We start from the raw sequence: 22,243 nt of genomic DNA, 5'->3' as shown, positions 1-22,243 counted from the left end.
GGCGATGATCCGGCGCTGGAAATATTTGGCCCTGGCCTTGGCGATGGCTGCGCCCGCTCCGGCGCTCGCCGCCGACGATACGGTGGTCGCAGCGCCAGCGGGCGGCGTGCGCGGCAGCGAGGATCGCGGGGTGCGTGTCTTCAAAGGCATTCCCTATGCCGCACCGCCGGTCGGCGAGCGCCGCTGGCGCCCGCCCGAGCCGGCGGCGGTGTGGGAGGGCGTGCGCGACGCGACCAAGTTCGGCGCGTCGTGTATGCAGCCCAAGCCGCGCGCCGCCAGCATCTACGCCGGGGATATGCCGGCGATGAGCGAGGATTGCCTTTCGCTCAACATCTGGGCGCCCAAGGATGCACGCGGCGCGCCGGTGGTCCTTTGGATTCATGGTGGCTCGCTGACGGCTGGATCTGGCGCGGAGCCGCTCTATGACGGCGCCGCGCTGGCGAAGCGCGGGCTCGTTGTCGTATCGATCAACTATCGTCTTGGTGCGCTCGGTTATCTGGCGCATCCGGAGCTGAGCGCGGAATCGCCCGATCGCGTGTCGGGCAATTACGGGCTGCTCGACCAGATCGCGGCGCTCGAATGGGTCAAGCGCAACATCGCCGCCTTCGGGGGTGACGGCGGGAATGTTACCATCGCTGGGGAGTCAGCGGGTGCGCTCAGTGTCATGTATCTGATGGCGGCGCCGCAGGCCCGCGGCCTGTTCCACAAGGCGATCGCGCAGAGCGCTTATATGGTGTCGGCATCCGGGTTGAGCGGTGCGATCAACGGCATGGTCCCCGCCGAAGAGCTGGGCAAGGGTCTGGCCGCGAAGCTTGGCGCTACCGACCTCGCGGCGCTCCGCGCGATGCCAGCGGAAGAAATTGCTTCCAAAGCGCCTGCGACGGGGTTTTTCCCTTTCCCGACCGTCGACGGCAAGGTGGTACCGCGCCAGTTGGTCGAGACGTTCGACAAGGGCGAGCAGGCGCCCGTTCCGATCCTGGCCGGGTTCAACAGCGGCGAAATTCGCTCGCTGCGCTTTCTGCTGCCCAAGGCGCCCGCCGATGCGGCGGCCTATGAGGCCGCGATCCGGGCCGGTTACGGCGATCTCGCCGACCTGTTCCTCGCGCGTTATCCGGCGAAGAATATTGACGAAAGCATGTTGGCCGCGACGCGCGACGCGATGTACGGCTGGACATCGGAACGGCTGGTGTCGAACCAGTCGGCGCTGGGCCAGCGGGCCTATTATTACTATTTCGACCATGGCTATCCGGCGATGCAGGAATGGAATCTGCACGCCTTTCATGCCGCCGAGCTGCCCTATGTTTTCGGCACCGCAACGCGCACGCCGCCGCTGTGGCCGAAAGTCCCCGACACGCTCGCCGAGAAGAAGCTTTCGGACGCGATGACCGATTATTGGGCGAGTTTCGCGGCGAGCGCCACCCCGCGTGCCAACGGTCAGCCCGACTGGCCCGATTATGCCGACAATCGCGGCTTCATGCATTTCGCAGGTGGCGCGCGCGCGGGGCATAATCTGTTCCCCGGCGTGTCGGCGCTGCACGAAGCGGTGGTTTGCCGCCGCCGCGCTGCAGGCGATATTCCGTGGAACTGGAATGTCGGCGTCATCGCGCCGCCGTTACCGTCAAAGGTTGCGGGGTGCCAATGATCGACGGATCGATGCAGACCTATGCGTTGACGCTCGACAAATTTCTCTCCCACGCTGCCAAATGGCATTCCGACGCCGAAGTGGTGTCGGCGGGAGCGGATGGTGTGACCCGGCGCATCGGCTATGCCGCGCTGCGCGACCGCGCGCTGCGCGTTTCGGGCGCGCTCGCGGGCGTCGGAGTTGCGAAGGGCAATCGCGTCGCAACGCTCGCCTGGAATACGCAGGGGCATGTCGAGGCGTGGTACGGTATCATGGGGATGGGCGCGATCTGTCACACGCTCAATCCACGCCTGACGTCGGCGCAGCTCGGATCGATGCTGGCGCAGTCCGAGGCTGCGGTGCTGCTCGTCAGCCCCGACCTGCTGCCGCTGGCCGAAGATGCGGCGCGCAACCTGGCGTCGGTCCGTCACATTCTGCTGCTCGACACCGATGACGACGCGCGCGCGCTCGATCGGCTGGCTGCCTCGTGTGACGCTGACGCTGTCTGGGGCGGCTTCGATGAGACAAGTCCGTCAGGCCTCTGCTTCACCTCGGGCAGCACCGGGGCGCCGAAGGGCGTCACCTATACCCATCGCGGCTGCTTCCTGCACACTATGCGCCAGCTTCAGGCCGATGTCCTTGGCATCACGGCACGCGATGCGGTGATGCCCGTCGTGCCGATGTTTCACGCGAACGCGTGGGGCATCCCCTTTACCGCGCCCGCGGTGGGGGCGAAGCTGGTCCTGCCCGGTCGCCACAGCGACGGCGCGCATCTAGCGCGGCTGATCCGCGGCGAAGGGGTGACCGCGGCGGTCGGGGTGCCGACTGTCTGGCTGGGCCTGGTCGAACATCTGGAGGCCGAAGGCGGCGAGGTGCCTTCGCTCAAGCGGATACTTGTCGGCGGATCGCCGATGCCGCCGGCGCTGATGGACCGGATCGAAAAGCGGCTGGGCGTCGAAGTGCAGACCAGCTGGGGCATGACCGAATTGTCGCCGCTCGGCACCGCGGCTTTGCCCGGCGATCCCGCGCGCAAACCCGGCCTTTCGGGGCGTCCCGCAATGGGGATCGACCTGTTGCTGACCGATGCCGAGGGCGCGGCGCTTGCCGAACAGCGCGGCGGGGAAGGGCATTTGCGCGTGCGCGGGGGCTCGGTCGTCGAACGCTATTTCGGGCAGGCGGAGCCCGCGACCGATGCCGACGGCTGGTTCGATACGGGCGACCTCGCGCGCCTCGATGCGGCGGGCAATCTGACGATCACCGGGCGCGCCAAGGATTTGATTAAATCGGGGGGCGAGTGGATCAATCCGGCCGAGATCGAGGCCATAGTCGGGGCGCTGCCGCAAGTATCGCTCGCTGCGGTGATCGGACGATCGGACCCCAAATGGGGCGAACGGCCGATCCTGCTCGTCGAAACCTGCGACCCCTCGGTCAGCGACACCGAATTGCTCGCACCGCTGAATGGCAGGGTCGCGTCTTGGTGGGTTCCTGACGCGATCATCCGTCTCGACACGATGCCGCTCGCGCCCACGGGCAAGATCGACAAATTGCAATTGCGGGCCGAATACGGACAGGTGTAGGCCGAATGACAGGCGCGGCGGCGGAAATATTGGTGCAGAAGGAAGCGAATTTGGCGTCGAAGGCGAAGATCGCGGCAAAGCGGCCGACCAAGGCCGAACAGCGTGCCGAGATGATGGAGCAAATCCTCGACACCGCCGAGCTGCTCTTTTCGAAGCACGGCTTCCACGGCGTGACGCTGAAGGACGTGGCCAAGCAGGTCGGCGTTCATCACACGCTGCTCAACTATTATTTCGACGACAAGCGGACGCTGTTCGACGCGGTCTTTGCGCGCCGCGCGGTGGTGACGATCGACAAAAGGATGCAGGCGCTCGACGATTATGAGCGCGCGGCGGGCGACAATCCGACCGTCGAGGGCGCGCTGCACGCGTTCCTGGATACCGACCTCGATCTTTATATCCAGGGCGGCGAGGGCTGGAAAAACTACGGCGCGTTCGGCGCGCAGGCGTCGAACAGCCCCGAAGGCGCCGAATTCATGGACAAATATTTCGATCCCGTCGTGCTGCGCCTGATCGAGATATTGAAGAAGGCGCTGCCCGATGCTGCCGAAGAAGATATTTTCTGGGGCTATCATTTCGTCACGGGCGCGCTGATGCTCACGCTGGCGCGGACCGGGCGCATCGACAAATTGTCGCACGGGCTTTGCCGGTCGGACGATTATGAAGCGGTAAAGGCGCGCATGGCGCGCTTCATGGCCGCGGGCTTCCGCGACATCTGCAAACAGCGCCGCGAAGACCGCGCGGGCTGATTTCAGTGCGACAAGGCCGATCACCTCGATCAATATATTCACTCACAAGTGAGTTATTAATATGGAAAATGAAGACGCGATGGGGGTGGAACTGGCGGGACGGGTCGCGATTGTAACGGGCGCGGGCGGGGGATTGGGCCGGTCGCACGCGCTGCTGCTGGCGCGCCATGGCGCGCACGTGATGGTCAATGACATGCAAGGCGAAGCAGCCGAAGCCGTTGCGGCCGAGATCGTGGCGGGCGGCGGCAGCGCGCTGGCCGCGGGGGCGTCGGTGACCGACGAGGCGGCGGTGGCGGCGATGGTCGATGCCGCAACGCGCGCTTGGGGCGGGGTGGACATATTGGTCAACAATGCTGGCATCTTGCGCGACAAAAGCTTCGCCAAGATGGACCTCGCCGACTTCCGCCTTGTCGTCGACGTCCATTTGATGGGTGCGGCCGTCTGTTCGAAGGCGGTTTGGGACCAGATGCGCGAACGGCGTTTTGGCCGGATCGTGATGACCACATCTTCATCGGGGCTCTACGGCAATTTCGGGCAGGCCAATTATGGCGCGGCCAAGATGGCGCTCGTTGGTTTGATGCAAACGCTGGCGATCGAGGGCGAGAAATACAATGTCCGCGTCAATTGCCTGGCTCCGACGGCGGCAACGGCGATGACCGAAGGCGTGCTCGCCCCCGATGCGCTGGCCGAGCTCGCACCCGACGCGGTGAGCCCCGGGCTGCTCGCGCTGGTGGGCGACAACGCCCCGACACGTGCGATCCTTTGCGCAGGCGCGGGTCATTTCGCCGCCGCGCACATCACGCTGACCGAAGGCGCGTTCATCGGACGCGGCGACGATGCGACCGCGCGCGTGGCTGCCGAATGGGGACGCGTGACCGATCGCCGCGGCGAGATCGCCCCCGCCTATGGCTTCACACAAGCCGAACGCGAACTCGCAAATGCGGGCTTTACCGCGCCGACGATGGCGGTCGCGCACTGAAATTCCCCGGGGGCGTCGCGAGCGGGCCGGACAAGAGCCCGCCGCCGCAAACGGGTCATAATGGGAGAGACATATGGCTAGCGAAGCGAATGATCTGCCGACCGCGGCGGACAAGGCACGGACCGAACGGCGGGTCATCATCGGATCGTCGCTGGGCACGGTGTTCGAATGGTATGATTTCTACCTCTATGGCCTGCTCGCGAGCGCGCTGTCGTACCATTTCTTTTCGGGCGTGAACGAGACGACGGGTTTCATCCTGGCGCTGATGGCGTTTGCCGCCGGGTTCGCAGTGCGGCCGTTCGGGGCGCTCGTGTTCGGGCGGGTCGGCGACATCGTCGGGCGCAAGAACACTTTTCTCGTCACCATGGCGATCATGGGCCTGTCGACCTTCGCGGTGGGCTTTCTGCCCGGATATGACAGCATCGGTATCGCGGCGCCGATCGCCCTGATGGTGCTCCGTCTGCTGCAAGGGCTGGCGATCGGCGGCGAATATGGCGGCGCGGCGGTCTACGTCGCCGAACATGCGCCGCCCGGAAAACGCGGTTTCTATACGAGCTTTATCCAGACCACGGCGATGCTGGGGCTGATCCTCGCCTCATCGCTTGTCGTAGGGCTGCGCACCGTCATGGATGCCGAAACTTTCCTCGCCTGGGGCTGGCGCATTCCTTTCATCTTTTCGATCGTGCTGCTCACCGTCACCCTGTGGATCCGCTTCCAGCTCGAAGAAAGCCCGGTGTTTCAGCGGATGAAGGCACAAGGTGCGACCTCGAAGGCGCCGCTGACAGAAGCCTTCGGCAAGTGGAAAAATCTGAAGATCGTGCTGATCGCACTGTTTGGCGCGGTGGCGGGACAGGCGGTGATCGGCTTTGCCGCGCACCTTTACCCGCTCTTTTTTCTCGAGCGCATCGCGCGGGTCGACGGGGCGACCGCCAATTTCCTTGTCGCCACCGCGCTGATGCTGATCATTCCCAGCTTCGTTTTCTTCGGCTGGCTCAGCGACAAGATCGGGCGCAAGCCGATCATGATGACCGCCTGCGTCATCGCGATCTTCGTCTATTTCCCGCTATACAAGGCGCTGGTCGTCGCGGCGAACCCGGCGATGGCCGCCGCGGTCGAGCGCGCGCCGGTCACAGTCGTCGCGCACGACGGCGAATGTTCGTTCCAGTTCGATCCGATCGGCAAGAACACGTTCGACCGGACGAGCTGCGACATCGCCAAATCCTATCTGGCGAAGGCCGGGGTCAGCTATGCCAATGTGGATGCGACTGCGGGAACGGCGGCGACGGTGCGGATCGGCGATGAAACGCTGGCCGTCCCCGACCCGTCGGGGCTGGATGCGGAAAGCCGCGCCGCGGCGGTCGCGGCCTTCGCGGCGGCGGCGAAGGCCCGGCTTGACGCGGCGGGTTATCCCGACAAGGCCGATCCCGCGCAGGTGAACAAGCTCAAGGTGATCCTGATCCTCTGCGTTTTCGGCGTGCTGGCGACGATGGTCTATGGCCCGCTCGCCGCGCTGCTCGTCGAGCTCTTCCCGGCGCGCATCCGTTATACCTCGCTGTCGCTCCCTTATCATATCGGCAACGGCTGGATCGGCGGCTTCATGCCGACGGTTGCCTTCGCAATGGTCGCGGCGTCGGGCAACATCTATCAGGGACTGTGGTATGCGGTGGCGATCGCGGCGATCACGGCGGTCGTCGGCATCCTCTTTCTGCCCGAAACCTACAAGCGCGACATCGAAGCCTGAGCGCCGGCGAGCAGCAGCGGCGTCGACGCTTCGAGACAGGATGTGCCGTCTTCGGGCACGAAACAGGCCGCTGCGCGTGCGGGCGATAGCTGTGGGTCAGCGTCTGAAGGCTATCTCGATGCGTGTCAGATATTCGGCCAGCGCTGCTGCGTCCGTCTCGTCGAGAATTGCATCGAGTTCGTGGCTGATAGCCGTGAAGCTGGCCTCGATGCGCCCGAGCGCAAGCCGCCCCGCCTCTGTAAGACCCAGACTCCAGGCTCTGCTGTCGTCTGCGCTGGGGAGGCGTTCGACCACGCCCAGCGCCAGCAGACGGCCGATCATCGCGGTCATCGCCGATTCATTGAGGCCAAGCAGCGTGGCCACGCGCCGCTGCGTCGGGCGACCCTCGGCGGCGATTATCGCGAGGACGGCGCCTTGTGCGGCCGTCACCCCCTCGACATCGACGAGCGCTCGATCCGCCGCCTTTTTGAGGCGATGCGCGGCGAGCTGGAGCCGATGATAGAGGCGAAGTTGCGCGGCAGACATGAACAGCGCGATAGAGCAGTTGAGCCGCGGCGGCCATAGGGGCCAATACCTCGGCGATGACGCGTATTGGCCGTCGGCGGCTATGCCGAGCTGCTGTCTTCGTCCTCTATCGGCGTCTGCTGATGGTGCACAATTTTCCAGTCGCTGTCGATGATCGCGTAGCTCGAACTGCAGATGGCGCGGTAGCTTTGGCCGTCCCGCTTCGCTTGGGCGCGGTAGGCGGTGACGAGCATCGCATCGCCGGCGCGGACAAGCTTGCGCTCGTGCAAATCGATGCTCGACCAGCGCGGCGCCTCGGCAAGCGACGCAAGGATCGCTTCGCCGACGAGAATGCCAACGGGTTCAGGAAACAGCATCACTGCCGATTCTGCCATATGTTTGCGATAGGCGGGCTCGCCGTCGAGCCAGAACCGCTTTTCGAGGGTCCAGATATCATCGTCGCTGAACGTCATCTCATGTCTCCAACAGGATAGTGGGCGATAGTACGAAGGCCTTTGCGCGCCGCGCGCGAACAATGGCGGGAGCTGCCTCCCGCAAAAGGCCCTCTAATCATCCGCGCCATATTGTTCGGCGAGCTTGGCACGGCGCACTTGCCAGGTTTTGGCGAGCACCGGCACCTCGCGCAGCGCGCGGAGATCTGAGCGGCGATCCTTCGCTTCGCCGCCGATCAGCAGGCCAAACAGCGAAGCCAAAGGCCACTCGGGATAACGGCGCTCGACCAGGTCGAGCGCGTCGCCGGCCTGCACCTGCCCCGTCTCCAGCACGCGGTAATACCACCCCGTTCGCCGCGTCTTCACCACCGCGGCCATCACGCCCTTGGTCGCAAAGCGATGGTCGAGTTTCCAGCACGGCTGGCGCGCCTGACTGACTTCGATCAGTGCGGTGCCGAGCCGGAAACGGTCGCCGAGGCAGACGGTGGTTTCGTCGAGACCGTTCGTCGAGATATTCTCGCCGAACGCGCCCGGTGCATCGAGCAGCGGCACATTGCCGAGATGCTGACGCCACCACGCATAATGATCGGCTGGATAGTGATGGATCGCCTTGTCGATGCCGCCGTGGACGGTGCGATCGGCCTGTTCGTCGCCGGCGAGGCCCATTGGGCCGACGTCGACGGAATGCGCAACGGGCAGTTTGCCGATCGCGCTCGGTTCGTCATCGCCGCGGAATGGTCTCACCTGGCCCAGAAGGACCGCCAGAATCGGCCAAGTCGTTTGGGATGAGGGTGCGACACTTTCGCTTGTCATCAGGGGAGCGCTCCGAAACGTCATGGCCGCAGCACTCTAACCAACCGTTCGATATCGTCATCATCTATATGAACGTGCGGCGAAATCCTCAGGTTCGATCCGCGCTTCGAAAGGAACACGCCCGATGCGGCGAGGTCGGAATCGCGGTCCCCCATGTCCCCCGCCTGAACCGCCACGATATGCCGGGCGCGCGGACCGTCGGCCGCCAATGCGAAGCCCCGAGCGGCGAGGCGGCCAGCGATATGGTCCGTCATCCGACCGAGATGAGCCGAAATTCGCTCGCTCCCCCAAGCGCGAAGCTGGCCGAGGGCGTGGATAGCGGCTTCGCCCAGTTCGAAGCCGACCTGCTCGCCGGCGTCGAACCGCCGCGCTCCGGGAAGATAGGTTGGGTGGTGATCGGCGAGTCGGGCGAAATCTTCGGCGCCCATGCGTGCGATCCAATTTTCTTCGAGCGGGCGTCCGCTATGGTGCCGGGGAGCGACATAGAGATAGCCAAGGCCATAGGGACTCAACAGCCATTTGTAGCGGGCGCATATGAGAAAGTCGGGGTCGATGCGCTTTAGATCGAAGGGGGCGGCGCCGATCCACTGCGTCGCATCGACGACGAGCGCGGTGCCGTTCGCCCGCGCCCGGTCCGATATTCGGGCGAGATCGATCAACGCGCCGTCGGTCCACCGCACCGGCGCTGCGGCGACGATCGCGACGCTTGGCTCCCAGTGGCGGAGCAGCGCCTCGGTCAAGCTTTCGCCTTTCTCCGGCCGAGCGAGGATGAGCCGGGCGCCGCAATCAGCCGCCTTGCGGCGCCACATATTCATTCCGGATGGAAAATCGCCATCGAGGCAGAGGATGGCTTGGCGCGGACCGACAGGGAGATTGGCTGCGGCCACGGCGAAGCCATAGCTCGCGGCGGGGACCAGCGCGATGTCGTCGGCAGCCGTCTCGAGCAAGTCGCCGAACGCCGCGCGCCGCCGTTCTGCGAGGGTGAACCAGTCTGTCGCCGCAACGCGCCACGGCTGCCCCCGCCGCGCGAGCGCCTCGTTCGCGGCGGCGGTCGAAGCTTTCATGACCGGCCCCAAGGCGGCAACATTGAAAAATGCGATATCGCGCGGAATGTCGAAAAGCGTGCGGGCCGGGAAAGCAGCTGGCTCGAAGTGTTGCGGATCTCGCCGAACGGTCGTCGGTGCGCGATCCACTACCATTCGAGCCAGGCGCCGGGAGCGAGTGCAGCGATTGCAGGGCCCCCGCGGCCGGCTACAGCCTTGAGCGTTTCGAGCGGCTTATCGACCTCGGCATAGCCTTCGGCACCCTTGATTCCGTAATGGATAGGGACGATCCGCTCGGCGCCCAGAATCGTCGCGGCAGACAGTGCCTGCTGTGGCGTCAGAACGGCCGGCGCGTCGCTGGCCGGCTGGCGCCAGGAAAAGCGGGCGCCGTTTATCGGCAGGAACGCAGCATCGAAGCCTCCGAATTGTCGGCCGATGCGCCACCAGTGCCCGTGCATCATCGTGTCGCCGCCATGAAAAATGCGGCGACCGCCTGCGGAGATCACCCAGGAAACTTGCGGGTCGCCATAGCCGTCCGACGCCGGAACCGGCGTTGCGGTAAAGTCGCCGAAGAACTGGGGTTCCCATAATGTCGACGGTCGTTCGCGAATATTTGGCGCCAGGCCGTTGTAAGGCGGCGTTCCGGCAGGATACCCTATCGTTCCGCCGCGATTCAGGGCAGCCGCGATCGCCTTGGCATCACTGTGATCGGGATGACGATGCGTCACGAGCACGAACACGTCGCCTTGGCCGTCGTCGACCGGAATGAGTGGGTCCGAAAGGGAATTTTCCCATATTCCAGCGTCGATCAGCGGGTCGATGAAGAGCGTTGCGCCGGGGATCTGAAGACGAATCCCGGCCCATGCCAGCCGCTGAACCCTGAGCGTCGGCGCAGCGGCACGCACGGCGGGAACCGCGGTTAGAGCGGCTGCCGCGATGCCACCGCCCAACACGTGTCGCCGGTTGATCCGAAATCCATCCATCTAGGGCTGACCGATCAGGTTGAAGCCGACCAGCCGCACACCCGTTTCGGTGCGCGGTCGGTGGCTGCTGTTTGGCCCGAAATGCAGATAGGTGCCCGCGGTGAAACGCTCGCTGCCTTCGATCAATTCGCCTTCGACGACAAAGACGTCCTCGCCCCGCTCGTCATGCTCGTCGATGCGCGGCCATTCGCTCCCGGGTTCCATTTCGACCACCCAGGTCCGCACGCCCGGCCGCGAGGGCAGGTCGCGGCGGATACATCCGGGGCCCACGACAACGGGCGCGCAGCTTTCAAATGTCACGGGGGTCAGGCCCTTGGGTTCAGTCATTCTTTCCTCCAATCGCTATTCGACTATCGACTGGGCGGGCTCGGTGATATGCCAGCGATCGATAGGATGCTGTGCACAGGGATCACGGGAATGGTTGGCTTCTGTGTGGCAAGGGGAGCGCATATATGCTTGATATTCCTTCTTCGGATGCGGTCGTCGCGGCGATCGAGGCGGCGCGAACCGGCTCAATGGCGGCGGCCGCGGCGGAGCTTGGCCTCACGCATGGGGCGATCAGCCGCCGCATCGCCGCCGTCGAGCATTGGCTCGGTGCGCCGGTCTTTGAGCGCGTCGGCCGCGGGGTCCGATTGACTCCGCAGGGTCAGATATTCGTCCGGCGGGCTGAAAGGTCGCTGGCATCGCTCGCTGCGCTGCGGGGCGAGCTCAGCACGCAGCGATCGCGCGGGACGGCTCGCCTCTCCGCGCTTCCCTCGATCGCGCGACTGTGGCTCATGCCCCGACTGGCGTATATTGAAGACCTTACGAACCAGGGGATCGTTGAAATCATCTCCGAGCATCGCCTCGTGCGGCTCGATGAGCGCGAAGCCGATGTCGCGATCCGCTATGGCACGGGTGCCTGGCCCGGTGTGACATCCGAACTGCTCTTTGCGGATCGCATCGTTCCAGCCGCTGCGCCCGACGTCGCCAAGTCGCTTGCGGGTTGCGAGCTCTCTGACCTGCTTGGACAAAGCCTGATTGTCGATGGTGATGGCGCCGACTGGCGGCAGTGGTGCCGCGTCGCGGGGGTGCAATATATCGAGGCGGGTCCCCGCCGCAGGTTCATTGACTATGATCTTGCGGTCGAGGCGGCGCGGCAGGGGCTTGGCATCGTCCTGCTCCGCCTTCCGCTGGCATATCGGACCATTGAAGACGGGTCGCTCACGCCGCTGGCTCTCCCGGGCTTTGTCTCCGATCGCGGCCATCACCTTGTCACCCGCGCCGGTGAAACAAATCCCAGGGTGCTTGCGCTCGTTGCCGCGTTGAAGACGCTGGCGAAGGACGAGCCGCGTTAGACGAGCAGCGGCAGGCCGCCTTCCTGTCGTTCGGTCGCCCGTTCCGCGTCGACGCGTCAGGATGCGGCGCCGAGATTGAAGACGCGGCGCGCGTTGCCGAAAAGAAAGGCGGCTTCGCCCGCGTCATCGAGCCCGAGGTCGGGAAGAGCTTTCAGGCATTGCGATGGACGCAGCATGGGCCAGTTGGTGCCGAACATGACGCGGTTCTTGCCCACCCCCTTCATCCAGTCGACGAAGGCGGGCGGCAGACGGTGCACCGCGTATGCGGAGGTATCGACGTAGAAATTCGGAAACTTGATTGCCATCGTCGTAAGTTCGTCGATCCACGGGAAGCCGACGTGGCCGCCGACGACGGTGAGTTCGGGGAAGTCGAGCATCACATCTTCGAGGTAAGGCAGTGGCCGTCCGTTTTCCGAACGCTTTAGCGGTCCGGTGTGGCCGACCTGGGTACAAAGCGGCACGCCGGCATCGATGCACGCGGCATAGACGGGGTAATAGCGCCGATCGTTCGGCGGCAAATTCCAGAGCCAGGGTACGACGCGAACGGCAACGAAGCGTTCGCCATCGACCCAGCGGCGGATCTCGCGCACCGCTTCCATCGGGCGCTCGAGATCGACGGTCGCCACCCCGCGCAGGCGCGTTGGCGCTGCATCGACATAAGCCGCCACCTCTTCGTTCGATACCAGGCTTCCTTCGGGACCATGCCATGCCGAAAGCAGCGTTATCGCGACCCCGGCCTCGTCCATCGCCGCGATCGTCGTCTCCACGGTCTCGAGCCGGGCCTCGTCGCGCCGGGTCCACCGGTTCAGCGTTTCCATCCACGGCCGGCTCGCCATGCGTTCGGTGGTGATCTGGGCCCAGACGTCGATGATGTTCATAATCCGCTCCTATACTTCACCTATGAAGTATAGGAGCGGATTGTCGTGGCGCAAGCCGATATATGCACCGAGTGCTTATCGCCGCTCCTCCGCAGCGGTGCGAGGACCGGTCAATATTTCCAGGGAAAAAGCGCGCGCAAAGCCGGATCGCGCAGCCAGAGGCCGCCCCAGATGAAAAACCCGACATAAAGGCCGAATAGCGTGTGGCTGAAAACCGGGCTGCCCACCCTGAGTTGGGTGGCGATTGCGCCGCCGAGCAATCCCGTGGTCAGCACGGCGCCGAGGACGCTGGTTTTGGGCCACGCGTAGAGCAAGATGCAGCCAAGTTCGATCATCCCGATGAGCAGCAGATAATCGGTTGACCATCCCAATCGTGTAAAGGTGTCGGCAGCGGTTTTGGCTTGCATGAGCTTGGGAGCGACCGAAGCGGCCAGCAGAAATGCGATGGCCAACCCGGAAAGGATCCGGCCCGTCCAGATAGCGGCATTGCTGTCGAACATATAAATCTCCTGTTGCGGTGGGTTGGATTGGGCATCGTCTGGAACGATCGGTTAATCGGGCTTAGCGTCCGCGGCCGTGCTCGCCCGGCCATCCGCGCCAAGCAGCCATCATGAGGCAGAGATTGATGGCGAGGCGGTGGAAGGGGCGGACGGCGGCAAGATAGGCATTGCCCAAAAAGCCGTGGGTGCGGACGACCGATGTCCATACCAGTTCGCGATGCCCGCCCCGTTCGCGCACCATGAAAGATATCCGGAAATCGAGATGCCGGTCGTCCTCGCCGAGAATTATCTCATCCTCAAGACGCTCGAGTATGGGAAAAAAGCCGATAAGCGCGTGACGCGTCGCCCGCCCGGCTTGGGCGATCGCCGGCGTGGTCTTGATGCCAAGGGGCCGCACCAGCATATCGCGAACGGACATGATGACGCTGCCCCCGCGAGGCATGCTGCCCAGCGCGGCTGAAGCCAGGACCGCCGGATCGGAGGAAGCGGCGGCCGGAAGGCGGATGGCATAGGCGTCGGCGAGCTGTGCGTTGGCAAACCACAACGACAGGGTCGTTTCCGGGGGGAGTGCGACACGACCGACTTTACAGGCTTTCATCGCAGGATTCCTGGCGGCGAACACTCATCCAGCGCACCGGTGGGCGCGGTCGCCGCTATGCGCGAGCTTGCGCGCAAAGGCTTTCATCAGGCGCCTGTTTATCGCGGAAGGGCTTATACCGCGCCTGGATGATTCACGCGTCTTGGAATGTCGCTGTTATCCGATTGCCGACGTCGCAGGCGCTCGATGATAGCGCAGTCACTCTGAGGGCGTAAGGCAGGGTCATGCGCAGCGAGCATCAACACAGCGACTCCGGGACCGCGGCTGCCCTTGTCGGGCGCTGGCGCCTCGTCGACTTCGAGGTCGTCTTTGCCGATGGCGCCCGCATCGCGCCGTTCGGTGACGCTCCGCAAGGGTGGGGAATCTACACGGCGGACGGCTGGATGTCGGCGCAGCTGATGCGCTCGGGGCGTCAGGCATTTGGAACCGAGCGCATCGCGGACGTCCCGCCCGCTGTCTTAACCGCAGCAGCCGCGGGCTACATCGGCTATGCGGGCCGCTACGAGGTCGACACAGCGAACGCGATCATATCGCATCATGTCGACGTTGCCTTGCTGCCCGACTGGGTCGGCACCGTGCATCGCCGCGACTACCGGTTCGAGAACGGGCTCCTTCTCCTCAGCCCGCCCGAGCGAGCCGGAACCCGTTCGACTTTGCGTTGGCAGCGCGAAGCCAGCTGACATGGTCATGCTCGATCATCTTATCCTGGAAGTTGCCGACGCCAATCTGGCTGCCGACTTTCTGTGCGACGTGGTCGGGCTGGAGAGAGCGGCGCCCCAGCCGCCATTTCAGGTTGTACGAGCGGGCGAGACGTCGATCGACCTGCTCCCGACGCGGGGGGCGATCGAACCGCGTCACCTGGCATTCCGGATCGGCAGCGAGGCTTTCGACGAGCTGCTCGCGCGCCTTTGCGCTCGCGGTCAAATGTTCTGGAGCGACCCCTTTCACCGCCATCCCGACGCTGTCTATCGAACCGGAGATGTGCGCGGCATCTATTTCGACGGGCCCAGCGGTCATCGGCTTGAGGTTCTCGCTCCGCTGCCATTAAATGATTGTACGGCTCCCGGACGCAGTGCTGCAACAATCTGACTCGGCGTGAGGCCCAGCCCGTCGCGGCATGCCGAGCTGAAGTGCGCCGAACTGCTGAACCCGGCGTCATGCGCCGCCGCCGTGAGATTCGAGCCGCGCTGCGCGGCCATGAGGGCCCATTCGAGGCGTAGCCAGACCCGGAGTCGCTTCAGCGTCAGGGCGGTTTCGGCCTTCAGAATATGACGAAAGCGCGATTCGGAGAGATGCGTCATGCGCGCGAGATCGCGGGCGCGATGCGCACGCCAGGGCGTCGCCCGCAGCGCCATGATGGCGGCCACAACCCGAGGGTCAACGTCGCAACCGTCGCGCCGCGCGGCATCGCCGATGCGTGCAGCGATCGCGCTCGGTGCGGTCGCCTCTCCACCTGACCCGCCGCGTGGAGACCACGCCGCTGGGGTCGTCCACAATCCCGTACCCGCGGGGGTCATCACTGCAGCGACGCGGCGCCCGTCGGCGATCAGCGGAGCGCCGAAATAACATCTTGCCGCTGGAGCGTGGATGGTGACCGCGTGCGTCAGGTTCGGCCCGACCATCACCGCAGCGCCTCGCGCGGCAGCGCCTCCGATCACGGCCACCTCGATCTCGCCGCGACTGGCAACCCAGAGCGTGCCGACTGCGCCGCGATGCGCGCGAACGGCAGCCCCGCCCGCTATGCGAAGCGGGCTTGCACACCAGGAAAGAGGGCTTTTTCCCGTCACCTCACCCACTCGGTTGCAAAGAAGGTTCGCGGCCGAACTGGTACGAATGACGCGCTTTTGTCGATCATCGGTGATCGATACGGTTGCTTTGCTGCCCATGCTAGTGCCGCGATCGCTATCGAGGCGTGCATTCTGCTCACATTTTGGCTGCAAGTGCGCAAGGAAGCGGGCGGGGCCATCGCCCGCGTGGCTAAACTTCGGCAGGCGCAGCGATGCGGCGGAAGGCGCTTTTCAATATTGCGGCGGCGTCGCGTCCGCTCAAACGCCCGTCGCTCATGAACGCCCCGTCGATCAGGAGCGCGAGCTGCATTGCCACACGAACCGCCGGTTTCGCGCCCGCGTCGTGACAGATCGCCTCCAGTCGGCGGAGCATTTCGGCCTTGTGCCGCCGCGCGATGGTGCGCGCGGGATGGCCGGGGTCGGCAAATTCGGCCGCGACATTGATCTGCGGACAGCCGCGATAACCCGGCCGTTCGACGCGCGCCCCGATCCAGTCGCCCAGGGAATCGAGCACCCGGTCGGCCGACGGTGCCGAGGCGACCGCTGCGTCCCATTGGTGCCAGAATTCGGCGTCTTCCTTTTCCAGGAAGGCCTCGACCAGCGCGTCCTTGGTAGGGAAATGGCGGTAGATCGTCGTTTTGGCGATCCCCGACGTTTCGACAATCTCCTCCATGCCAACTGCGCGCACGCCCTTTGCATAGAAAAGCGACGCCGCGACGGTGAGCGCCTGCGTCCGGGCACGCTGCGCGCGTCCGACGGGGGTCATGGATTGGTGTGTGGCGTCCGGCATCGCTCCGTCTTGACAGCGATACCGATCGGTGTCACTCGCTAAAACGATACTGATCGGTAGCGGAGATGAAAATTGCAGATGACTCCTCGAATCGCCGTGCTCGGCGCGGGCGGCCACACGGGCCGATTCGTTGTCGATACGTTACGGTGCAAGGGCGCGAATGCGATCGCGGCGACGCGTTCGGGACGGTTCATGCCGATTTCGGGCGAGGAGGAGGCGTGTCGCACACTCGATTTTTCGCGACCCGAAGCTCTGGACGATGTGCTGCGAGGGGCGGATGCGGTCATCAATTGCGCTGGTCCCTTTTTCGACACCGCATTGCCGGCGGCCGAAGCCGCATTGCGCGCCGGCATCCCCTATCTCGATGTTTCCGCCGAACAGGCAACGACGCGGCGGGTGTTCGACACGCTTGATGCGCGCGCCCGCGCGGCCGGGGTGACGATCATCCCGGCGATGGCCTTCTTTGGCGGTTTCGCCGACCTGCTCGTTTCGATGCTGGTCGCGGATGGAGAAGCAGTCGAATCGATCGAGATCGCGGTCGGTCTCGACAGTTGGCAGCCGACGGCTGGAACGCGTCTGACAGGCGAGAAGAATGTCTATCCGCGGATGATCGTCCGCAACGGCGAGCTGGCGCCGATTCCCGATCCCGCACCGGGCGGCGAATGGCATTTTCCGGCGCCGCTGGGCGGCCAACCGGTCGCCTGTGTCGCGTTGAGTGAAATCATCCTGATTGCGCGGCATATCAAGGCTGGTTCGGTGACCAGCTTCATGAACCTTAAGCCCCTGGGCGATTTGCACGACAGCGCGACCCCGCCGCCGCGCCCGGTCGATGCGCGCGGCCGATCAGCGCAGCGCTTCGTCATGGACGTGCGCGCGACGATCGGGGAGGATGTACGGCGGGCGACCGCCAGCGGCACCGACATTTATGCCGTGTCGGCGCCGCTCGTCGTCGAAGCATGCCTTGATCTGCTGACTCAAAAAACATCCCCGCCGGGCGTGCGCGCGCCCGGCGAAGCGTTTGCAGCAGCAGCTTTTCTGCCCCGCCTGGCGCCCGAGATCACCCTGGAGGCCTGATCCGCGCAAAGCAGGGAACGGGCTCAGCGGCAGCGCAGCTCGCCTTGGTCGATGGCACGGCCCAGCAGCGCACCGCCCGCGGCTCCGATGATCGTGCCCACCGTGCGGTCGCGGCCACCGTCGAGTTCGCGGCCGACGAGGGCGCCCACGGCGCCACCGATAATCAGTCCCGTTGTCCCGTTGTCGCGGCGGCAGTGATAACGGCCGTCGTCGCCGCGCCAGATTCGGTCGCTATGCGAAAGGCGACGGGGTTCGTAATAGCGGCCATAGCTGTCATAGATAGCGCGATCTTTCGCACGCTTGCCGTGCGCGGGTGCCCAGGGCGGCGGGTCGGCATAGGCGGTGCCCGTAGGCAAGGCCACGGCGGCGATCAGCGCGACGGCGAGGATATGCTTCACGTCGATTCTCCCAGAGTTCGGTCTTTATCGGTCAGCGACGACCCGACCATAAACTGCCGATCGGAACGCGCGATGAACGACCCCGTTCCGGCATTTTTTATGAAAAAAAGCTTCCGGGGGGCGAGGCCTTTCGGCCGCTCCGCCCCCCGTCTGCATCGGGGGCAAGTGGGGATTTCCCGGGTGGGGCAGGGGACATCAGGGACCAGACCGATGTCCCCCACCGCTCCATTTGAGCGGAACACTCGGGAACATGAAATACCATACAACTGCCGTGCCAGATCGGCAGTCGCCCCGATTTTGGCAGGGGACGCTGGTTAGCAATTCCTTACCGATGCCACCGTATGTCAAAAATTCCGACAGGTGCCTTAGCCCATCGTTGATTTTCGTTCAGCTAGCGTTCAGCCCGTTGACTACATTTGTAGTCATATCGTATCGACGAAGCCAATGGGAGGGGTCCGCATGGCAGAACGAGCAAGCGAGTCGGAGATGCAGGTGCTGTCGGCGCTGTGGGATGAGTCCCCGCAGACCGCCGCCGACCTGGCCCAGCGCGTCGGAAAACCCAACGGCTGGACGCAGGCGACGGTCAAGACGCTACTCGCGCGGCTCGTCCAGAAGGGCGCGGTGACCGCCGAGGCCGACGGTCGCCGCTATCTTTACAGCCCCGCAGTCGAACGCGCCGACGCCGTCGGTGAGGAGTCGCAGCGCTTTGTCGATCGCTTGTTCGGCGGCCGCGTCAGCCCGCTGATCGCGCATCTCGCCGACCGCGAAGCGCTGAGCGATGCCGACATCGCCGAGATCGAGGCGCTTTTGAAGAGGCTCAAGCCATGACCGGCGCGATGCTGATCGAGGCGTGGAGCGACACGTTGCTCACGACCGCGCTGCTCGTCGTTGCGGTGCTGCTGGCCCGCAAACCCTTTGCCCGCCATTTCGGGCCCCGGCTGACCTATGGCCTGTGGGCGATCCCGGCGCTGCGGCTCGTGCTGCCGCCGCTCCCCTTTGCCGATCCGGTGTCTGCGTCGGTTGACGTGTCGATTGCGGCGGTGCCGGCCGAGACGGGCGCGATGCTGGCGCTGCCCGCCGATGCCGCCACCATCGTCGAATCATCGGCGCCCGCCTGGAACTTCGCCGACGTCATGCCTTGGCTTGCCCTCCTCTGGGCGGCGGGCGCGGTCGTCGTAATCGGCGCGGCGATGCTGTCGCACCAACGCTTTCGCGCTTCGGTGCTGACAGATGCCGTCGAATTGGAACCCATCGGTTCGATCCGGCTGGTGATGACCGACGCGGTCGACGGACCGGTAGCTTTCGGTATGTGGCGCCGGGTCGTCGCAGTGCCGCACGACTTTTTTGCCCGCTATGCCGCCGAAGAACGCGCACTCGCGGTCGATCACGAGCTGTCGCATCACCGCCATGGTGATCTGTGGGCGAATGCTGCCGCGCTCGTGCTGCTCGCGACGCAATGGTTCAATCCCTTCGCCTGGCGCGCGATCCGCGCCTTTCGGTTCGATCAGGAAGCGGCGTGTGACGCGCGCGTGCTGACGATGGCGGGCGACGCGGCGCGCGGCGACCGCACCGCAAGCTACGCCACCGCAATCGTCAAGGCCGCGGTCGGCCCGCGGCTGTCGCTCGCGGCGCCGATGGCGGTTCACGATAATTTGCAGGAGAGGCTGACGATGCTGACGACGCGGGACATTTCGAAACGGCGCGGCCTCGCCGGCCGGTTGCTGATCGGCGGCGCGGCGCTCGCGGTGCTGAGCGTGACAGCGACGCTGGTTCCGTCGGGAATCGCCGCGGCGACGCAGGCCGCCGATATGCCGGAGCCGCCTGCGCCCCCGGCCGCGCCTGACGCGCCGCTGCCCCCCGAAGCGCCTGCGGCGCCGGATATGGTGTTTTTTGGCGAGGCTGCCGAAGATGTGACGGAGACGGTTTCGGTATCCGAAGACGGCAAGACGCGCGAAGTGCACCGCACCGTGGTCCGTCACGGTGATGACAGCGACAGCAAGGCGGCGGGTGCGCCCGGTGATCGCGAGAAGCGAGCGCATCGCGTCGAATTCCGCGTCCCCGGCAATCTGACGCGTGATGATATTCTGGCGACGCTTGAGGAGCAGGGCATTACCGGTGCGCGCGCCGAAGCGATCGCCGACCGGTTGGAAGACCGGCGCAAGGATCGCATCCGCACCGCCTTCGCTCCCATGCCTCCGGTGCCGCCGATTCCCCCCATTCCGCCGATGCCCTATGGCGTCGGGACAGTGAACGGCAAGGCGATGGTGGTGGGCAAATGCGGCGACGGGGCGAAGGCGGCGCCGATCGTCAGCCGCGAAACGAGCGCGGACGGCAAGCGCAGCCATGTATTCATGTACTGCCCCGACTCCGCGGCGAGCAAGGCCGCGCGGCTGTCGGCGATGAAAAAGGCCCGCGAGGCGTTCGTCGAAGGTGAACGAGCGCGCCACTTGTCGGAAACAACGCGTGCGAAGATCGCCGCCGACATCGACAAGGCGATCGCCGAGATCGAGAAATCGGGCGAATAGCGCCGACCGAGTTTTGGAGCCGGTCCTTGCTCCCCGGTGGGGCCGGCGACAGGGGCGGGGAAGGGGAGTGGCGGGTGCCGCTCCCTTTTTCGCGCTGGCGGTACAGAAGAGGCATCGGCTTTGGGGTGGTGAACTGCCATACCCACCATTGGTCATTCCCGCAAAAGCGGGAACCCAGAGCGTGCGTCGGCTGTCCCATCCCTGGGTTCCCGCTTTCGCGGGAATGACGACGTTTTAAGTATGCGGAGTATCTACAAACCGTCGATTTCCGTCGTTACATGCTCTGATCGCAAGCCACCCCTTTCGCTCTACCCGCCGCAATGCCACATTGGGCGCATGACCGAAGACAAGCCCTGGCCCGACAGCATCCGCGCCGGCGAGTGCGAGCAGCATGAACCGCTGGTGCGCCGCGTGCTCGCGCCCAACCCGTCGCCCTATACCTTCACCGGCACGCAGACGTGGATCGTCGGGGCGGGGCGCGACGTGGCGGTGATCGATCCCGGCCCGACGGGCAGCGGCATGAGCGTCGGCGATCCGCCCGACGCCAATGGCCGGGGCCATGTCGATGCGATCCTGCGCGCCGTCGAGGGGCAGCGGGTCGCGGCGATCCTGTGCACGCACACGCATCGCGACCATTCGCCCGCCGCAGCGCCGCTGAAGGCCGCGACGGGCGCGCCGATCATTGGCTGCGCACCGCTGGCGCTCTCCGACGACGGCCCGCGCGCCGATTCGGCGTTCGACCCCGATTATGCGCCCGATCGCGTGCTGGCCGATGGCGAGCGGATCGCGGGCGACGGCTGGACGATCGAGGCGGTCGCGACGCCGGGACACACGTCGAACCATCTCTGCTTTGCGCTCGTCGAAAGCGGTGCGCTGTTCACCGGCGATCACGTGATGGCGTGGTCGACCAGCGTCGTCAGCCCGCCCGACGGCGACATGGCCGCCTATATGGCCAGCCTGTCGAAGCTGTATGAGCGCGATGACCGCGTCTATTATCCCGCGCACGGCCCGGCGGTGAACAAGCCGCGCCAACTAGTGCGCGGAATGTTGGGGCACCGCAAACAGCGCGAGCGGCAGATCTTGCGGGAACTTGAGAAGGGGACACGCGTGATCCCCGACATGGTGAAACATATGTACAAGGGACTCGACCCGCGGCTGACCGGCGCCGCCGGCCGCTCGGTGCTCGCGCATCTCATCGACCTTGAGGCACGCGGCCGCGTCGCGCGCGAGGATGAGAGCTGGAGGCTCGTCGCATGAGCCGCGGATTGTTTCGCGCGGCGATTGTCGCCGTTCTGGCGCTCGCGCTCTTTTTCGGCTGGCGTGCGTGGACCGACTGGCAGCGCGGTTATGACCCGCAGACCGTTGTCGCGGCGAGTCTGGAGGGGCTGAAGGAGCAGAATGTCCTAGTCCCCTTTACCGCGCGCTATGTCGCGGTGGTGACATCGACGCAGAGCCGACTGGGGCTGAGCGCCAAAAAGACGCTCATCATGCCGGGCACGGTACGCTACGAACTCGACCTTGGCCGGTTGAAGCAGTCCGACCTCGACTGGGATAGCGCGACCAATGCGCTGACCGTCACGCTGCCGCCTCTGCGGCTGGCGGGGCCGGAAATCGACATCGACGCGATCAGCGAATATCGCGACGGCGAAATCCTGCTCACCCTGACGGATGCCGAAGCTTCGCTCGACGCCGCGAACCGCAAGGCGGCGCAGGAAGAACTGATCAAGCAGGCGCGCGGCGCGACGCCAATGCGGCTGGCCGAGGGCGCAGCGCGCACGGCGATCGAGCAAAGCTTTGCCATGCCGCTGAAGGCCGCGGGAATCGACGCAAAGGTGACGGCGCGGTTTGCCGGCGCCCCGACTGGGTAATTTCCCGCTTCCGCGCGTTTCGGGGCTAG

25 protein-coding genes are annotated in these 22,243 nt (G+C 65.2%); 13 read left to right on the top strand and 12 right to left on the bottom strand.

Annotation, left to right across the window (positions count from 1 at the left end; translation table 11 throughout):
* Nucleotides 1-4: 4 nt before the first annotated feature.
* The 5 genes from VSX77_RS03375 (at nucleotide 5) to VSX77_RS03355 (ending at nucleotide 6,664) form a co-directional block, all read left to right on the top strand.
* Nucleotides 5-1,642 (top strand): carboxylesterase/lipase family protein, encoded by a 1,638-nt coding sequence (locus VSX77_RS03375; RefSeq protein ID WP_338426257.1) that lies wholly within the window; start codon nucleotides 5-7, stop codon nucleotides 1,640-1,642.
* Nucleotides 1,639-3,198 carry an AMP-binding protein gene (locus VSX77_RS03370; RefSeq protein ID WP_338427203.1) on the top strand — a complete coding sequence of 520 codons (1,560 nt, stop codon included), beginning with the start codon at nucleotides 1,639-1,641 and terminating at the stop codon, nucleotides 3,196-3,198. Before VSX77_RS03375 ends, VSX77_RS03370 begins: the two co-directional genes overlap by 4 nt.
* A gap of 5 nt (nucleotides 3,199-3,203) precedes the next feature.
* On the top strand, nucleotides 3,204-3,944 hold the full coding sequence (locus VSX77_RS03365) for a TetR/AcrR family transcriptional regulator (protein WP_338426256.1): 741 nt from the start codon (nucleotides 3,204-3,206) through the stop codon (nucleotides 3,942-3,944).
* Nucleotides 3,945-4,023: 79 nt separating this feature from the next.
* Entirely contained in the window at nucleotides 4,024-4,923 is a 900-nt protein-coding gene (locus VSX77_RS03360; RefSeq protein ID WP_338427202.1) for an SDR family NAD(P)-dependent oxidoreductase, read from the top strand.
* Between the two features lie 73 nt (nucleotides 4,924-4,996).
* Entirely contained in the window at nucleotides 4,997-6,664 is a 1,668-nt protein-coding gene (locus VSX77_RS03355; RefSeq protein ID WP_338426255.1) for an MFS transporter, read from the top strand.
* A 96-nt stretch (nucleotides 6,665-6,760) separates the two neighbouring features.
* Here VSX77_RS03355 and VSX77_RS03350 read toward each other — a convergent pair whose 3' ends face one another.
* The 6 genes from VSX77_RS03350 to VSX77_RS03325 form a co-directional block, all read right to left on the bottom strand.
* The gene (locus tag VSX77_RS03350) at nucleotides 6,761-7,189 is read right to left on the bottom strand and encodes a MarR family winged helix-turn-helix transcriptional regulator (protein ID WP_338426254.1); all 429 of its coding nucleotides are present in this window, start codon (nucleotides 7,187-7,189) and stop codon (nucleotides 6,761-6,763) included.
* Between the two features lie 80 nt (nucleotides 7,190-7,269).
* On the bottom strand, nucleotides 7,270-7,641 hold the full coding sequence (locus VSX77_RS03345; protein WP_338426253.1) for a DUF4440 domain-containing protein: 372 nt from the start codon (nucleotides 7,639-7,641) through the stop codon (nucleotides 7,270-7,272).
* Nucleotides 7,642-7,734: 93 nt separating this feature from the next.
* Nucleotides 7,735-8,433, bottom strand: a complete 699-nt coding sequence (locus VSX77_RS03340; RefSeq protein ID WP_338426252.1) for an MOSC domain-containing protein — start codon at nucleotides 8,431-8,433, stop codon at nucleotides 7,735-7,737.
* A 20-nt stretch (nucleotides 8,434-8,453) separates the two neighbouring features.
* Nucleotides 8,454-9,497, bottom strand: a complete 1,044-nt coding sequence (locus VSX77_RS03335) for an aminotransferase class V-fold PLP-dependent enzyme (protein WP_338426251.1) — start codon at nucleotides 9,495-9,497, stop codon at nucleotides 8,454-8,456.
* Nucleotides 9,498-9,625: 128 nt separating this feature from the next.
* Nucleotides 9,626-10,426 carry an MBL fold metallo-hydrolase gene (locus tag VSX77_RS03330; protein WP_338426250.1) on the bottom strand — a complete coding sequence of 267 codons (801 nt, stop codon included), beginning with the start codon at nucleotides 10,424-10,426 and terminating at the stop codon, nucleotides 9,626-9,628.
* Between the two features lie 33 nt (nucleotides 10,427-10,459).
* The gene (locus VSX77_RS03325; RefSeq protein WP_338426249.1) at nucleotides 10,460-10,786 is read right to left on the bottom strand and encodes a cupin domain-containing protein; all 327 of its coding nucleotides are present in this window, start codon (nucleotides 10,784-10,786) and stop codon (nucleotides 10,460-10,462) included.
* 125 nt (nucleotides 10,787-10,911) lie between these two features.
* Here VSX77_RS03325 and VSX77_RS03320 point away from each other — a divergent pair, with 125 nt between their 5' ends.
* On the top strand, nucleotides 10,912-11,796 hold the full coding sequence (locus tag VSX77_RS03320) for a LysR substrate-binding domain-containing protein (RefSeq protein WP_338426248.1): 885 nt from the start codon (nucleotides 10,912-10,914) through the stop codon (nucleotides 11,794-11,796).
* A gap of 56 nt (nucleotides 11,797-11,852) precedes the next feature.
* Here VSX77_RS03320 and VSX77_RS03315 read toward each other — a convergent pair whose 3' ends face one another.
* From VSX77_RS03315 to VSX77_RS03305, 3 genes are all read right to left on the bottom strand, one after another.
* Entirely contained in the window at nucleotides 11,853-12,674 is an 822-nt protein-coding gene (locus tag VSX77_RS03315; protein WP_338426247.1) for an amidohydrolase family protein, read from the bottom strand.
* A 110-nt stretch (nucleotides 12,675-12,784) separates the two neighbouring features.
* A complete protein-coding gene (locus tag VSX77_RS03310; protein ID WP_338426246.1) occupies nucleotides 12,785-13,174 on the bottom strand; it encodes a DoxX family protein in 390 nt (129 codons plus the stop codon).
* A gap of 61 nt (nucleotides 13,175-13,235) precedes the next feature.
* On the bottom strand, nucleotides 13,236-13,796 hold the full coding sequence (locus VSX77_RS03305; RefSeq protein WP_338426245.1) for a DUF2867 domain-containing protein: 561 nt from the start codon (nucleotides 13,794-13,796) through the stop codon (nucleotides 13,236-13,238).
* Between the two features lie 200 nt (nucleotides 13,797-13,996).
* Between VSX77_RS03305 and VSX77_RS03300 the strand changes: the two genes are divergently transcribed.
* A complete protein-coding gene (locus VSX77_RS03300) occupies nucleotides 13,997-14,452 on the top strand; it encodes a lipocalin-like domain-containing protein (protein ID WP_338426244.1) in 456 nt (151 codons plus the stop codon).
* A gap of 1 nt (nucleotide 14,453) precedes the next feature.
* Complete coding sequence (locus VSX77_RS16430) at nucleotides 14,454-14,861, top strand: VOC family protein (RefSeq protein WP_422397272.1); 408 nt, start codon at nucleotides 14,454-14,456, stop codon at nucleotides 14,859-14,861.
* On the opposite strand, the gene VSX77_RS03290 is transcribed toward VSX77_RS16430, so the two are convergent.
* Together VSX77_RS03290 and VSX77_RS03285 are read right to left on the bottom strand one after the other, a co-directional pair.
* Nucleotides 14,786-15,658, bottom strand: a complete 873-nt coding sequence (locus tag VSX77_RS03290) for an AraC family transcriptional regulator (protein ID WP_338426242.1) — start codon at nucleotides 15,656-15,658, stop codon at nucleotides 14,786-14,788. The genes VSX77_RS16430 and VSX77_RS03290 overlap by 76 nt on opposite strands.
* A 91-nt stretch (nucleotides 15,659-15,749) precedes the next feature.
* Nucleotides 15,750-16,325, bottom strand: a complete 576-nt coding sequence (locus VSX77_RS03285) for a TetR/AcrR family transcriptional regulator (RefSeq protein ID WP_338426241.1) — start codon at nucleotides 16,323-16,325, stop codon at nucleotides 15,750-15,752.
* Between the two features lie 102 nt (nucleotides 16,326-16,427).
* Between VSX77_RS03285 and VSX77_RS03280 the strand changes: the two genes are divergently transcribed.
* Nucleotides 16,428-17,423 (top strand): saccharopine dehydrogenase NADP-binding domain-containing protein, encoded by a 996-nt coding sequence (locus VSX77_RS03280; protein ID WP_338426240.1) that lies wholly within the window; start codon nucleotides 16,428-16,430, stop codon nucleotides 17,421-17,423.
* A gap of 23 nt (nucleotides 17,424-17,446) precedes the next feature.
* Here VSX77_RS03280 and VSX77_RS03275 read toward each other — a convergent pair whose 3' ends face one another.
* On the bottom strand, nucleotides 17,447-17,821 hold the full coding sequence (locus tag VSX77_RS03275; protein ID WP_338426239.1) for a glycine zipper 2TM domain-containing protein: 375 nt from the start codon (nucleotides 17,819-17,821) through the stop codon (nucleotides 17,447-17,449).
* A gap of 459 nt (nucleotides 17,822-18,280) precedes the next feature.
* Here VSX77_RS03275 and VSX77_RS03270 point away from each other — a divergent pair, with 459 nt between their 5' ends.
* The 4 genes from VSX77_RS03270 (at nucleotide 18,281) to VSX77_RS03255 (ending at nucleotide 22,214) form a co-directional block, all read left to right on the top strand.
* Nucleotides 18,281-18,649 carry a BlaI/MecI/CopY family transcriptional regulator gene (locus tag VSX77_RS03270; protein WP_338426238.1) on the top strand — a complete coding sequence of 123 codons (369 nt, stop codon included), beginning with the start codon at nucleotides 18,281-18,283 and terminating at the stop codon, nucleotides 18,647-18,649.
* A complete protein-coding gene (locus VSX77_RS03265) occupies nucleotides 18,646-20,346 on the top strand; it encodes a M56 family metallopeptidase (protein WP_338426237.1) in 1,701 nt (566 codons plus the stop codon). Before VSX77_RS03270 ends, VSX77_RS03265 begins: the two co-directional genes overlap by 4 nt.
* A gap of 336 nt (nucleotides 20,347-20,682) precedes the next feature.
* On the top strand, nucleotides 20,683-21,603 hold the full coding sequence (locus VSX77_RS03260; protein ID WP_338426236.1) for an MBL fold metallo-hydrolase: 921 nt from the start codon (nucleotides 20,683-20,685) through the stop codon (nucleotides 21,601-21,603).
* On the top strand, nucleotides 21,600-22,214 hold the full coding sequence (locus VSX77_RS03255) for a DUF4230 domain-containing protein (protein WP_338426235.1): 615 nt from the start codon (nucleotides 21,600-21,602) through the stop codon (nucleotides 22,212-22,214). Before VSX77_RS03260 ends, VSX77_RS03255 begins: the two co-directional genes overlap by 4 nt.
* Nucleotides 22,215-22,243 lie beyond the last annotated feature (29 nt).

Origin of the sequence: Sphingopyxis sp. TUF1 (genome assembly GCF_036687315.1) — a bacterium.
Lineage (GTDB): Bacteria > Pseudomonadota > Alphaproteobacteria > Sphingomonadales > Sphingomonadaceae > Sphingopyxis > Sphingopyxis kveilinensis.
This window is presented reverse-complemented; position numbering and strand designations above follow the sequence as displayed.

Coding starts and splice junctions, on each gene's coding strand:
- VSX77_RS03375 (WP_338426257.1), top strand. CDS start 5: ATGATCCGGCGCTGGAAATATTTGGCCCTGGCCTTGGCGATGGCTGCG.
- VSX77_RS03370 (WP_338427203.1), top strand. CDS start 1,639: ATGATCGACGGATCGATGCAGACCTATGCGTTGACGCTCGACAAATTT.
- VSX77_RS03365 (WP_338426256.1), top strand. CDS start 3,204: ATGACAGGCGCGGCGGCGGAAATATTGGTGCAGAAGGAAGCGAATTTG.
- VSX77_RS03360 (WP_338427202.1), top strand. CDS start 4,024: ATGGGGGTGGAACTGGCGGGACGGGTCGCGATTGTAACGGGCGCGGGC.
- VSX77_RS03355 (WP_338426255.1), top strand. CDS start 4,997: ATGGCTAGCGAAGCGAATGATCTGCCGACCGCGGCGGACAAGGCACGG.
- VSX77_RS03350 (WP_338426254.1), bottom strand. CDS start 7,189: ATGTCTGCCGCGCAACTTCGCCTCTATCATCGGCTCCAGCTCGCCGCG.
- VSX77_RS03345 (WP_338426253.1), bottom strand. CDS start 7,641: ATGACGTTCAGCGACGATGATATCTGGACCCTCGAAAAGCGGTTCTGG.
- VSX77_RS03340 (WP_338426252.1), bottom strand. CDS start 8,433: ATGACAAGCGAAAGTGTCGCACCCTCATCCCAAACGACTTGGCCGATT.
- VSX77_RS03335 (WP_338426251.1), bottom strand. CDS start 9,497: ATGAAAGCTTCGACCGCCGCCGCGAACGAGGCGCTCGCGCGGCGGGGG.
- VSX77_RS03325 (WP_338426249.1), bottom strand. CDS start 10,786: ATGACTGAACCCAAGGGCCTGACCCCCGTGACATTTGAAAGCTGCGCG.
- VSX77_RS03320 (WP_338426248.1), top strand. CDS start 10,912: ATGCTTGATATTCCTTCTTCGGATGCGGTCGTCGCGGCGATCGAGGCG.
- VSX77_RS03315 (WP_338426247.1), bottom strand. CDS start 12,674: ATGAACATCATCGACGTCTGGGCCCAGATCACCACCGAACGCATGGCG.
- VSX77_RS03310 (WP_338426246.1), bottom strand. CDS start 13,174: ATGTTCGACAGCAATGCCGCTATCTGGACGGGCCGGATCCTTTCCGGG.
- VSX77_RS03300 (WP_338426244.1), top strand. CDS start 13,997: ATGCGCAGCGAGCATCAACACAGCGACTCCGGGACCGCGGCTGCCCTT.
- VSX77_RS16430 (WP_422397272.1), top strand. CDS start 14,454: ATGGTCATGCTCGATCATCTTATCCTGGAAGTTGCCGACGCCAATCTG.
- VSX77_RS03290 (WP_338426242.1), bottom strand. CDS start 15,658: ATGGGCAGCAAAGCAACCGTATCGATCACCGATGATCGACAAAAGCGC.
- VSX77_RS03285 (WP_338426241.1), bottom strand. CDS start 16,325: ATGACCCCCGTCGGACGCGCGCAGCGTGCCCGGACGCAGGCGCTCACC.
- VSX77_RS03280 (WP_338426240.1), top strand. CDS start 16,428: ATGACTCCTCGAATCGCCGTGCTCGGCGCGGGCGGCCACACGGGCCGA.
- VSX77_RS03270 (WP_338426238.1), top strand. CDS start 18,281: ATGGCAGAACGAGCAAGCGAGTCGGAGATGCAGGTGCTGTCGGCGCTG.
- VSX77_RS03265 (WP_338426237.1), top strand. CDS start 18,646: ATGACCGGCGCGATGCTGATCGAGGCGTGGAGCGACACGTTGCTCACG.
- VSX77_RS03260 (WP_338426236.1), top strand. CDS start 20,683: ATGACCGAAGACAAGCCCTGGCCCGACAGCATCCGCGCCGGCGAGTGC.
- VSX77_RS03255 (WP_338426235.1), top strand. CDS start 21,600: ATGAGCCGCGGATTGTTTCGCGCGGCGATTGTCGCCGTTCTGGCGCTC.